The sequence below is a fragment of the uncultured Tepidimonas sp. genome (assembly GCF_938045175.1).
GTDB lineage: Bacteria > Pseudomonadota > Gammaproteobacteria > Burkholderiales > Burkholderiaceae_C > Tepidimonas.
Window position 1 is genome coordinate 1 of record NZ_CALIND010000082.1, and the last position, 11,498, is coordinate 11,498.

Consider the following 11,498-nt stretch of genomic DNA (forward strand, 5'->3'; position numbering starts at 1 on the left):
GTTGTGGGGCTGGGGCGTCATGAACTCCACCGCGCTCAAGGAAGCCCAAGCGGTTGGCTACCCGCGTGAGAAGATGTATGGCGTGTGGTGGGCCGGCGCCGAGCCGGACGTCAAAGACGTTGGCATGGGAGCCAAGGGCTACAACGCGATCACCATGCAGCACGGCGCCGAACCCAACGCCCCGTTCATCAAGGAGATCCTGGAGAAGGTTCACGGCAAGGGCCAGGGCACGGGACCCAAGGAAGAGGTTGGATCGGTGCTGTACGTGCGCGGCGCCATCAGCGCGATGCTGGCCGTGGAGGGCGTGCGCGCGGCGCAAGAGCGCTTCGGCAAGGGCAAGGTCATGACCGGCGAGCAGGTGCGCTGGGGTCTGGAAAACCTCAACCTGACGCAGGCCAAGCTCGACGCGCTGGGCTTCAAGGGCGTGATGCGGCCGATTTCCACCAGCTGCCAGGACCACATGGGCGCGGCCTGGGCGCGTATCCATACCTGGGACGGCACCAAGTGGCAGTTCACGAGTGACTGGTACCAGGCCGACGAGCAGATCATCAAGCCGATGGTGCGCGCAGCCGCGGACAAGTACGCGGCCGAGAAGAAGATCCAACGCCGCACGCCGCAGGACTGCCAGTCCTGATACGACTCGGGGGGCGCGACTTCCCCCCCCGGGTCCACCACGGGAGCAGCGCCCATCGGGGTTGGCAGCTCCCGTCACCACCGGCCAGCGCCGCCGCGTCGGTGCTGACGCGTGGTGCCGTCGCACCCAGTCATTTCATCGAGGTCCGCCATGACGACAACCCCTCCCGTCCTCACCGTCAACGGCATCGAGGTCATCTACAACCACGTCATTCTGGTGCTCAAGGGCGTTTCATTGCAGCTCGCCGAGGGCCAGATCGCCGCCATTCTGGGGGGCAACGGCGCGGGCAAAACGACGACGCTGCGCGCCATCTCCAACCTGCTCAAGGGCGAGCGTGGCGAGGTTACCAAGGGCTCGATCGAGCTGCGCGGCGAGCGCATCGAAAACCTCACGCCAGCGGAACTGGTCAAACGCGGCGTGGTGCAGGTCATGGAGGGGCGGCACTGCTTTGCCCACCTCACCATCGAGGAGAACCTGCTCACGGGCGCCTACACGCGCAAGGACAAGGCCGAAATCGCGGCCAACCTGGAGAAGGTCTACACCTACTTTCCGCGCCTGAAGACACGGCGCACCAGCCAGGCCGCCTACACCTCGGGCGGCGAACAACAGATGTGTGCGATCGGCCGCGCCCTGATGGCCAACCCCAGCGTCGTGTTGCTCGACGAGCCCTCGATGGGGCTGGCGCCGCAAATCGTGGAAGAAGTCTTCGAGATCGTCAAGGACCTCAATCAGAAGGAAAAAGTCTCCTTCCTGATCGCGGAGCAAAACACCAACATGGCGCTGCGCTACGCCAATTACGGTTACATCATGGAGTCGGGCCGCATCGTGATGGACGGCAAGGCCGAGGACCTGCGCAACAACGAAGACGTCAAAGAGTTCTACCTGGGCATGGGCGGTGGTGAGCGCAAGAGCTTTCGCGAGGTCAAGAGCTACAAGCGCCGCAAGCGCTGGCTGGCCTGACCCTGCTGCCCCCCCCTGGCCCCGTGCCCTCCTCGACGACCTTTGGACGCTGCGTACCATGCCTGCCCATTACGACGCCCTCGAAACCCGTTCCCCGGCCGAGCGCGAAGCGGCCCAGTTCGCCGCATTGCCCAAACTGATCGCGCACGCGTGCGCGCACTCGACGGCGTGGCGTGAACGGCTGGCAGGGATCGACCCTGCCCAGATCACCACGCGCGCCGCGCTCGCTCGCCTGCCCGTGCTGCGCAAACATGAGTTGATGGAGCGCCAACAGGCGGCGCGGCAAGAGGGTGGCGATCCCTTCGGAGGGCTGGCCACCATCGGCTGGAACGGTTTGTTGCGCGCCCGCGGCGTGCGACGCGTATTCCAGTCGCCCGGCCCCATCTATGAACCCGAGGGCCACGCGAGCGACTATTGGCGCAGCGCGCGCGCGCTGGTGGCCGCCGGCTTCGAACCCGGCGACTTGATCCACAACGCCTTTAGCTACCACTTGACGCCGGGGGCGTGGATCATGGAGGCGGGCGCGCAGGCGCTGGGCTGCCCGGTGGTTCCGGGTGGGGTGGGCAACACTGAGCAGCAACTGGCGGCCATCTTCGACTTGCAGCCGGTGGCGTATTGCGGCACGCCAAGCTTTTTGCGCATCTTGGCGGAAAAAGCCGAAGCGGTAGGCCGGACACTGCCCATCCGCAAAGCGCTGGTCTCGGGCGAGGCCTTCCCGCCCAGCCTGCGCGACTGGCTGGCGGAGCGGGGCGTGGTCGCGTACCAAGCCTACGCCACCGCCGACGTCGGCCTCATCGCCTACGAAACGGCCGCGCGCGAGGGCTTGGTCGTCGACGAAGGTGTCATCGTGGAAATCGTGCGCCCCGGCACCGACGAACCGGTGCCGGACGGCGAAGTGGGCGAGGTGGTGGTCACCGCGCTCAACCTGGACTATCCGCTGATCCGATTCGGCACGGGCGACCTGTCGGCGGTGCTGCCCGGCCCATGCCCCACCGGGCGTACGAATACCCGCATCCGCGGCTGGCTGGGGCGGGCCGACCAGACGACCAAAGTCAAGGGCATGTTCGTGCACCCGGCTCAGGTGGCCGAGGTGGTACGCAGACACCCGGAAGTGCGTCGGGCGCGCTTGGTGGTCAGCGGCCGCATGGCCGACGACCACATGCGCTTGATGGCGGAGACCGATCAACCTTCGCCCGCGCTTGAGCAGGCCCTGCACGCCACGCTGCGCGAGGTGACCAAGCTGCGCGGCACGGTCGAGCTGGTGGCCAGTGGGTCGCTGCCCAACGATGGTAAAGTGATCGAAGACGCTCGTACCTACGACTGACCCCCTGCTCGGGCGAGCCGTTGTCCCCGCGCAACAAGTAGCCGGATGGACCCCGCGCCGTGGGCGCACAATACGGGCATCGCAACGATCGTTCCCGGTCTTGGCATCTGCTCTTGCTCATCCCGTTGGCCGCTCGCCGTTGCCGACGTTGACGTTGGCCGCCTTAGGCGTCGTCTACGGCGACATCGGCACCAGCCCGCTCTACGCGCTCAAGGAGGTCTTCAACCTCGGGCGGCTGCCGGTCACGCCCGACAACGTCTACGGCGTGCTGTCACTGGTTTTCTGGACGCTGACCTTGGTCGTGTCGCTCAAGTACGTCACGCTCATCCTGCGGGCGGACAACCAGGGCGAGGGCGGCCTGGTCGCGATGCTCGCCTTGGCATCCACCGCCGTGGCGGATCGGCCGCGGCTCAAGCGCGCGCTGCTCGCGCTGGGCATTTTTGGCACGGCCATCTTTTTCGGTGATGGTGTCATCACGCCTGCGATCTCCGTGCTGTCGGCGGTCGAAGGGCTGGAGGTCCTCACCCCCGCGCTGGAGCCCGTGGTGGTGCCGGTGACGCTAGCCGTCCTGACGGGTCTCTTTGCCCTGCAGCGACACGGCACGGCCCGCATCGGCCGCCTGTTCGGACCGATCATGGCGGTGTGGTTCGCAACGTTGGCCACTCTAGGGCTGCTCAACATCCCCCGCCACCCGGAGGTGCTGCAAGCGCTCGCACCGCATCACGCCGTCCAGTTCGTGCTGTCGCAGCCGTGGGTGGCGTTCTTGACCTTGGGGGCGGTGGTGCTGTGCGTCACGGGGGCAGAAGCGCTCTACGCGGACCTGGGGCATTTCGGCCGACGCCCGATCCGGCTGGCATGGTTCGGTCTGGTCATGCCCGCGCTGGTGGTGAACTATTTCGGTCAGGGCGCGCTGCTGTTGGACGCGCCCGATGCCGTCGAAAACCCGTTTTACGCCATGGCGCCCGCTTGGGCGCTGCCCGCGCTGATCGGGCTGGCCACGTGTGCGACGGTGATCGCGTCCCAAGCCCTCATCACAGCCGCGTTTTCCGTCACCAAGCAGGTGGTGCAACTGGGGTATCTGCCGCGCCAGCGCCTGTTGCACACGTCCGTGCGTGACACCGGCCAAATCTACATTCCCACCGTCAACGCGGCGCTGTACCTCGGCATCGTCGGTGCGGTGCTGGGGTTTGGGTCGAGTTCCGCGCTGGCATCCGCCTACGGCATCGCCGTCACCATCGACATGCTCATCACGACGTTGATGACCTTCTTCGTGGTGCGCTACGCGTGGCGCTACCCATGGTGGATGTGCGTGGGCGCCACGGGTCTGTTTCTGGCCATCGACGCCGTCTTCTTCGCCGCCAATGCGGTCAAGCTGCTCAGTGGGGGGTGGTTCGCGCTGGCCATCGGCGCGGCGATGTTTACCTTGATGACCACCTGGCACAGCGGCCGAGAACGCCTGGCACAACGCCTGCACGAGCAGTCCATCGAGCTCGAGGCCTTCCTGGCGAGCATCTTCTCGGCCCCGCCGCTGCGCGTGCCTGGCACGGCCGTCTTCCTCAATGCCGAGCCGGACGTCGCGCCCAATGCGCTGCTGCACAACCTCAAGCACAACAAGGTGCTGCATGAGACGAACCTGTTCGTGACCGTGCGCCATCACGAGGTCCCGTGGATCGGCTTCGACCGGCGGGTCGAGGCGCAGCCGCTGGGCCACGACTGTTGGCGCGTCGTGCTGCACTTCGGCTTCAAAAACGATCCCGACGTACCACAAGCCCTTCAGCTGTTGCGCAGCCACGGGGTGCCGCTGGACGACATGGACACCTCGTATTTTCTGTCGCGCGAGATCGTGCTGCCACGCCACGATGAAGGGCCGATGCACTGGCGCAACAAGCTGTTTGCAGGCATGCACCGCAACGCCACATCCATCGCTGATTTTCTACACCTGCCCGCCAACCGCGTGGTCGAACTTGGCGCGCAAATCGAAATCTGAGCGCGTTCGTGGTTTCCCGCATGGTGCAGGGTGGCGCCGACGCGCTACCATTCGTCGGTCATTCATGTCTCCGTTGGAGCCGACCAAACATGAAACGCCTTGTTGCGCTCGCCCTGTCGGCCGCGGTTTTTGCCGCATCTGCCCAGGACTTCCCTTCCAAGCCCATCACCTTCGTCGTGCCGTTTGCGGCAGGCGGCCCCACTGACACCGTCGCACGCCAGCTCGCCGAGTCGATGCGCAAGCACTTGAACAACGCCACCATCGTGGTCGACAACGCCGCCGGCGCCGGTGGCACGATCGGCGCCAACAAGGTCGCGCGTGCGACACCCGACGGACACACGCTGTTGGTGTGGCACATCGGCATGGCCGCGACCCCGGCGCTATACCGCAAACTACCCTATAAACCGCTTGAGGACTTCGAGTACCTGGGCATCATCAACGACGTGCCCATGACCCTGGTGGGCAAGCCCCAGTTGCCCGCCAACACGTACCGTGACTTCGAAAATTACATTCGCGCCAACCAGGGCAAGCTCAACCTGGGGCATGCAGGGCTGGGCTCGGCATCGCATCTGTGCGGTCTGATGTGGCAATACGCGGTCAAGCTCGACAAGTCGATGACGACCATCGCCTACCGCGGCACCGGCCCTGCGATGAACGACCTGATCGCCGGCACGATCGATGTCATGTGCGACCAGACGACCAACACCACGCAGCAGATCGAGGCCGGCCGCATCAAGGCCTTCGCCGTCACGACCGCCAAACCGCTGTCGGATCACCCGCTGCTCAAACACTATCCCACGCTGCAGGAGATGGGGCTCAAGGATTTCAACCTCACCATTTGGCACGGCCTGTATGCGCCCAAGGGCACGCCCGAGCCCGTCCTCAAACGCCTCAACGAAGCACTGCGCGCCGCCTTGCGCGACCCAGAATTCATCCAAAAACAAAAAGCTCTAGGCGCGATCGTGAGCAACGACCGGCGCAGCACGCCCGAAGGCCACAAAGCCTTCGTCGCGAGCGAAATCGCGAAAATCAAAGCGGTGGTAGACGCCGCCGGTCAATACGCCGACTGAGCAAGTCAGGGCTTCCGGACCGCGCGAGGGTCAAACGCCCCAGACCACTTCGCTGCCTTCGCGCTGGCAGTGCTGCAGCATCTCGATGAAGGGCGCGACGCGCGTGCGCAATGGCACGCGCTCTTCGACGGGCTCCAAGGGTTCTTCGCCCTTTTCTTCGGCTTCGCGGCGCCGGCGTTCGGCTTCGGCTTCTTCGGCGGCCACTGCGGCACGCAGCGCCTCGATGGCGGCGGGCATTTGCTCCGGCAGGATGATGCCCGGCCCCGACGGATCCTTACCTAGGATTTCCAGGACCCGCCGGCCGTTGGGCTCGAGCATGACCACGTCACCAGTGGCCTTGGATTTGAAGCGGTACAGCATGGTTGGCTCCTTTCGAGAATCGAGATCGGGGTTGCGCCTCCCCAGCATGTTACGATTCTGACGGCACGGCAACCCCGCGCTAAGTGGGCCCCGGGTCAGATGTGCTCATCCTTGAGGGCGACGGTCAGCAGGTGCCGAATGGCGCGCAACAATGCCAACTCGGTCGCGCCGAACGACGGCAGGGCCGCGGCGGGCCCATCGGCGTGAATCCAGCCGATCCATTCGTCGCCCCGCCACAAGGGAAACACGAGCAGCACCCCATCGCGTGGCAGGCGGTCACGGTACCACTGCGGCAGACGCGCCACCAGATGTGCCGCCGGCGTGCACTCGATACGGGTATCCTTGCGCAGCCGCCCCAGCGTCGCCAGTAAATCTTCGCTTGCCGACGCGCCACGCGAAGCCATTACGCGGTAGAAGGGAGCCACCTTGGCGGCGCCGTCGCCCAGCCAACGGCACGCCTGGCACACGCCATCGGCGCCGGGCTTCACCAGCCAAGTGCGGCGCACGCCGAGCGCACGGTGCAAGGTTTCCAGCCCCAGCTCGACGCGCAGTGGCGCGGGCGCGCCCTCCAAGAGGGCGGCGGTCGCGTCCTGCAGTCCCTGGGCCAGCGTCAGCAAACCGCTGGGCAGATCCAGGGATCGCGTGTCGTCCTCGCCACCTCGGTCATCGTTCGCATCAGTGCTGGGCGTCGCGGGGGCGGGGCTCGCCGTACCGCTGACCGGATGCAGCGGATCGGTCTGCTCGCTGCGCAGCCACGCCGTCCACTCGGGTGCGCTCAAGCTGCGCGCCAAGTCGACCGCCTCGAGCAAGGCCAGATAGTTCGAGCGCGCCTGCCGGGCGGTCTCGGCCACCATTTCCGACGACTGATTCACCAAATGCCCATAGCGCGCGGACAGGCGACGGAACCCCTCTCCCGATCCTTCGCTGGCACCGCGCAGCCAGGCATCGGCCAAATCGGTTCCGGCGGCGGCCACCCAACGCACCCATTCGACCCGATCCTGCGGGGGACGGGGCGGGACGGGGCCGGCCGGTCGCTCCATGGCCCGACACAGCGCCTCGGGAAAACCCCAGTCCCGCGCAACGGCCTGCGTCAGCGCGTCATATCCCACCCCGAGATGCTTGAGCACCGCGGCGTGTTCGCGCGCGGGGTCACCCTGCGCTTCGGCCCGTATGCGCTGTGCCTCGGCGGGAAAAAAGCACTCTGTCAACATCCGGCCCAGCCCCTGGAACAGTCCGGCGAGGAAAACCTCCTCCCGCTCCGGGCCTTGACCGCAAAGCTCGGCGGCCATCTGCGCCGCCAACAGCGCCCGTGCGTAGGCCTCGCGCAAGCGCTGGGACTGAGCGCGGTCTTTCCACTGCTCGAGCAACACCAGGCTGGCCGCGATACCACGCACCGCATCCAGGCCAATCAGGCTCAATGCACGCGAGACGGTGGACACGCCACCCCTATGGGCCACGTGCGGTGCCGCGTTGACCACACGCAGCAGCTTTTGGGTCAGCGCGACATCCTTGAGGATCTCCTCGGCCAAGCGGTGCAGGTTTTCCTGCTCGTCGCCTGCCAGCACCTGGATGCGGCTGACCTGTGCCGACAGCGCGGGAAACTCGGCGTTCCCGCGCAGACGAGCCAGCAGCGCTTCGAGTCGCTGCTTTTCACTCGAGGTAGCGGGCGTGGTGCTGGCGTCCCCCATCCGCCGCTCAAACATGCTCGTGCGCCCGCAGTACCGTGTCGACCAGACGGCCAGCGATTTGCGCCACCGCCAGCGCAGCTGGAGACCCCGGCGCCTGCAACAGCAGGAGCTGCCTGCGCATCACCGCCTCTTTGACCGCCTTGTCCGCGGGGATATCCCCCATGTGCACGAGCCGCACGGTGGCAGGGCGCTTGTCCGCGCCCGCGGACGGCGCTGCACCGACGAACCGGTTGAGCACCGCCTGCAGTTGCGCGGTGATGGCCCGTCCATCCCCCGGACGCGCGGCCTGATTGACGATCAGCCGCACGAGTTGGCGTTGCTGCTGCGTCGCCAAAACCTTGATGGTGGCGTAGGCATCGGTGAGCGAGGTCGGCTCGGGCGTGGCGACGAGCAGGATCTCGCTGGCCAGCGACAGGGCGAACAACACAACATCCGAAATACCGGCGCCGGTGTCGAGCAGCACGACATCGTAACGCGGCACGACCTGGCCCATGAGCCGCAAAAAGTCCTCACGCACCTCGGGCGTCAACCGCGAATACTCGACCATACCGGATCCAGCGAGCAACACCGAAAACCCGCCCGGCGCCTTCACGATCGCATCGTCGAGCCCGCACTTGCCCGTGAAGACGTCGTGTAGCGTCAGTTTGGGGTAGAGGTTGAGCACGACGTCCAGATTGGCCAGGCCCAAATCGGCATCAAGCACCAGCACGCGCAAGCCTCGGCGCGCCAACGCGGCGGCCAGGTTGGCCGCGACGAACGTCTTGCCCACGCCCCCCTTACCGCTCGTGATGGCGATGACCCGCCCCTTGCTCGGGCGAAACAAGACGCCGCCGGGGGCCGGGTCGGATGTCGTGGAGGTGGTCTCGGCAGTGTTCATGGACATCAGGCATCGCCTCGCATTCAAACCGCGTCGGCGGAGTCGATGATAAGGCCGTCCGCATCGTGCCAGCCAAACAGCAAGTGTTTTTCCTCCGCACTCACCTCGGTGTGGGCGACCGGCTCGATCAGGACACGGTTGCGCCCCTGGCGCTTGGCCAAATAGAGCTGCCGATCCGCGCGCTCCAGCCAGTGTTCGGCGCTGGAGCGCACCCATGCGGGAGAATACGCCCCGCCCGCGCTGATGGTCACGTGGATCGTGGTCACCCCGTCGGGCAACACGATGGGGCTCTCCTGCACCGTTCGGCGCAGCCGTTCGGCCAGCGCCGTGCCGGCCGACGGCGCGCAATTGGGGAACACGACCCCGAACTCCTCGCCGCCCAGACGCGCCACGGTGTCCATCGGGCGCACGGCCGATTGCAGCGCGTGCGCCACGGCGCGCAAGACCGCATCGCCCGCGGCATGCCCATGGCGGTCGTTGACCGATTTGAAGTGGTCGATGTCGATCATCACGAGCAACGCGGTCTCGCCCGCCCGGGCCGACCGGTCTAACTCCTGCGTCACGCGCGCTAGAAACGCACGCCGGTTGGGCAACCCCGTCAGGGCGTCACGCTCGCTGAGTTCGCACAACGCATCGATGATCGCCTGCAGCTCGACCTCGGGCGGCGCGCCCTCAGGCACGGACAATGCTACCCCCGCCTGCTGCAACAGGGTACGGGCATGATCCAGTCGCAGTTGGTCGTGCTGCATGGGCTGACTCGCCAAAACGGACCCCGTGACCCCGTCGAACCGAGATGCAAGGGTTTGGGGCAGTATAGCGCGTCCTCCCTTCAGGCCCCCGGCACGACGAGCGGCCCGTCATTCATCTCGCCACCAACGCACGCGGCGCGGCGCGCAGGGCTTCACCGCCGCGCCAATGGCCGCGATGTGGTCCGGCGTGGTCCCGCAGCACCCCCCAACGATGTTGACCAGCCCCTCCGCCGCAAAGCCGTGCAACAGACGCGACGTGTCCTCGGGCGTCTCATCGAACCCCGTCTCACTCATGGGGTTGGGCAGACCGGCATTGGGATAGCAGCTGATGTACGTGCCTTGCGCCACCCGCGCCAGCTCTTGAATATAGGGCTTCATCAACGCCGCCCCGAGCGCGCAATTGAGCCCCACGGCAAGCGGCTGCGCGTGACGCACGCTGGCCCAAAATGCCGTCACCGTCTGCCCACTGAGCAGTCGGCCGGACGCGTCGGTCACCGTCCCGCTGATCAGAATGGGCAGGCGCTCGCCGGTGTCGTCGAAGGCGCGCTCGATCGCGAACAACGCTGCCTTGGCATTGAGCGTGTCGAAAATGGTCTCGACCAACAGCACGTCAGCGCCCCCCTCGATCAGCCCCAAGGCCTGCTCGTGGTACGCGTGCTCCAGCTCATCGAACGTCACATTGCGCGCTCCGGGGTCATTAACGTCCGGACTGATGCTGGCCGTCCGTGGCGTGGGCCCAAGCGCGCCCGCCACGAAGCGGGGCCGATCCGGCGACGAATATGCCTCGCACGCCTGGCGAGCCAGCCGCGCCGACTCGACATTCATCTCGTAGGCCCAAGCCTCCAGCCCATAGTCGGCCTGCGCGATTGCCGTGGCACCAAACGTATTCGTCTCAATGATGTCGGCCCCGCTGGCGAGGTACCCCTCGTGGATCTGGCGGATCACATCGGGCCGCGTCAGGCTCAACAGATCATTGTTGCCCTTGAGGTCAACCGGGTGAGACTCGAAACGCGGATCGGCGTCGCGTCCGCCCGGCCCCGCCCCGCGATATTGGGCTTCGTCCAATCGAAAGCGCTGGATCATCGTGCCCATGGCACCGTCGATGATCACGATACGGCGCGCGAGCAGCGCCACCAGCTCTCGCCCCCGGGTGTACACGTTCCTCATATTGGTCCCCGATTGTGCCGCAACGCGAAGACGCGACACCAAAAAGCAAACCCCGGCATCCGCAGGGGATGCCGGGGTGGCTAGCAATAACAGCCTGACGATGACCTACTTTCACACGCGAGGTGCGCACTATCATCGGCGCGAAGGCGTTTCACTGTCCTGTTCGGGATGGGAAGGAGTGGGACCACCTTGCTATGGTCGTCAGGCATAACCGGTTCTCACCTGCTGCGATGGGGCTTGGCCCCGCACGGTTGGGGCGGCCGCAGCAGCAAGTGCTCACAGAGTCGAATCTCGCGTCGGATTGGCGTCGGGCTGACGGATGCCGTCTGTCGTGCGGCTCTTGCCACACGCCCACATTCGTTGCCGATCGTTGAAGACACTGCTTTGTTGCAGCGTTGCACGACTTGCGTCTTCGTGCCGCTCGTGCGTCGCAGCGCGCCGCAGGCGCGCCACAGGCTCACAAAGCTATAGGGTCAAGCCTCACGGGCCATTAGTACTGGTTAGCTCCATGCATTGCTGCACTTACACACCCAGCCTATCAACGTCGTGGTCTACGACGACCCTTCAGGGGGGTCAAGCCCCCAGGCAGATCTCATCTTGGGACGAGTTTCCCGCTTAGATGCTTTCAGCGGTTATCTCTTCCGCACATAGCTACCCGGCGATGCCACTGGCGTGACAACCG

Annotated in this window: 10 protein-coding genes and 2 rRNA genes; 5 read left to right on the forward strand and 7 right to left on the reverse strand. The window is 66.0% G+C overall.

Going from position 1 to position 11,498, the window contains the following annotated elements; translation table 11 throughout:
* The 5 genes from Q0716_RS04145 to Q0716_RS04165 all read left to right on the forward strand — a co-directional run.
* Nucleotides 1-634, forward strand: a 634-nt coding sequence (locus tag Q0716_RS04145) for an ABC transporter substrate-binding protein (RefSeq protein ID WP_299020008.1), incomplete at its 5' end; no start/stop codon positions are given.
* A gap of 150 nt (nucleotides 635-784) precedes the next feature.
* A complete protein-coding gene (locus Q0716_RS04150) occupies nucleotides 785-1,594 on the forward strand; it encodes an ABC transporter ATP-binding protein (RefSeq protein WP_299020010.1) in 810 nt (269 codons plus the stop codon).
* 58 nt (nucleotides 1,595-1,652) lie between these two features.
* On the forward strand, nucleotides 1,653-2,918 hold the full coding sequence (locus Q0716_RS04155) for an AMP-binding protein (RefSeq protein WP_299020012.1): 1,266 nt from the start codon (nucleotides 1,653-1,655) through the stop codon (nucleotides 2,916-2,918).
* A gap of 100 nt (nucleotides 2,919-3,018) precedes the next feature.
* Nucleotides 3,019-4,905: a potassium transporter Kup gene (locus Q0716_RS04160; protein ID WP_299020013.1), complete on the forward strand. Its 1,887-nt coding sequence runs from the start codon at nucleotides 3,019-3,021 to the stop codon at nucleotides 4,903-4,905.
* Nucleotides 4,906-4,994: 89 nt separating this feature from the next.
* Nucleotides 4,995-5,975 (forward strand): tripartite tricarboxylate transporter substrate-binding protein, encoded by a 981-nt coding sequence (locus tag Q0716_RS04165; RefSeq protein ID WP_299020015.1) that lies wholly within the window; start codon nucleotides 4,995-4,997, stop codon nucleotides 5,973-5,975.
* A gap of 30 nt (nucleotides 5,976-6,005) precedes the next feature.
* On the opposite strand, the gene Q0716_RS04170 is transcribed toward Q0716_RS04165, so the two are convergent.
* From Q0716_RS04170 to Q0716_RS04200, 7 genes are all read right to left on the reverse strand, one after another.
* Complete coding sequence (locus tag Q0716_RS04170; protein WP_299020017.1) at nucleotides 6,006-6,335, reverse strand: DUF1840 domain-containing protein; 330 nt, start codon at nucleotides 6,333-6,335, stop codon at nucleotides 6,006-6,008.
* Nucleotides 6,336-6,430: 95 nt separating this feature from the next.
* Nucleotides 6,431-8,038 carry an HDOD domain-containing protein gene (locus Q0716_RS04175; protein WP_299020019.1) on the reverse strand — a complete coding sequence of 536 codons (1,608 nt, stop codon included), beginning with the start codon at nucleotides 8,036-8,038 and terminating at the stop codon, nucleotides 6,431-6,433.
* Nucleotides 8,031-8,900 (reverse strand): MinD/ParA family protein, encoded by an 870-nt coding sequence (locus Q0716_RS04180; protein ID WP_299020025.1) that lies wholly within the window; start codon nucleotides 8,898-8,900, stop codon nucleotides 8,031-8,033. Before Q0716_RS04180 ends, Q0716_RS04175 begins: the two co-directional genes overlap by 8 nt.
* Nucleotides 8,901-8,923: 23 nt before the next feature.
* Nucleotides 8,924-9,649, reverse strand: a complete 726-nt coding sequence (locus tag Q0716_RS04185) for a GGDEF domain-containing protein (protein WP_299020021.1) — start codon at nucleotides 9,647-9,649, stop codon at nucleotides 8,924-8,926.
* A 108-nt stretch (nucleotides 9,650-9,757) separates the two neighbouring features.
* Nucleotides 9,758-10,816 (reverse strand): homocysteine S-methyltransferase family protein, encoded by a 1,059-nt coding sequence (locus tag Q0716_RS04190; protein WP_299020023.1) that lies wholly within the window; start codon nucleotides 10,814-10,816, stop codon nucleotides 9,758-9,760.
* A gap of 92 nt (nucleotides 10,817-10,908) precedes the next feature.
* A 5S ribosomal RNA gene (gene rrf / locus Q0716_RS04195) occupies nucleotides 10,909-11,022 on the reverse strand.
* A gap of 263 nt (nucleotides 11,023-11,285) precedes the next feature.
* Nucleotides 11,286-11,498 (reverse strand): 23S ribosomal RNA (locus Q0716_RS04200); the annotation flags it as partial.

Coding starts and splice junctions, on each gene's coding strand:
- Q0716_RS04150 (WP_299020010.1), top strand. CDS start 785: ATGACGACAACCCCTCCCGTCCTCACCGTCAACGGCATCGAGGTCATC.
- Q0716_RS04155 (WP_299020012.1), top strand. CDS start 1,653: ATGCCTGCCCATTACGACGCCCTCGAAACCCGTTCCCCGGCCGAGCGC.
- Q0716_RS04165 (WP_299020015.1), top strand. CDS start 4,995: ATGAAACGCCTTGTTGCGCTCGCCCTGTCGGCCGCGGTTTTTGCCGCA.
- Q0716_RS04170 (WP_299020017.1), bottom strand. CDS start 6,335: ATGCTGTACCGCTTCAAATCCAAGGCCACTGGTGACGTGGTCATGCTC.
- Q0716_RS04175 (WP_299020019.1), bottom strand. CDS start 8,038: ATGTTTGAGCGGCGGATGGGGGACGCCAGCACCACGCCCGCTACCTCG.
- Q0716_RS04180 (WP_299020025.1), bottom strand. CDS start 8,900: ATGAACACTGCCGAGACCACCTCCACGACATCCGACCCGGCCCCCGGC.
- Q0716_RS04185 (WP_299020021.1), bottom strand. CDS start 9,649: ATGCAGCACGACCAACTGCGACTGGATCATGCCCGTACCCTGTTGCAG.
- Q0716_RS04190 (WP_299020023.1), bottom strand. CDS start 10,816: ATGAGGAACGTGTACACCCGGGGGCGAGAGCTGGTGGCGCTGCTCGCG.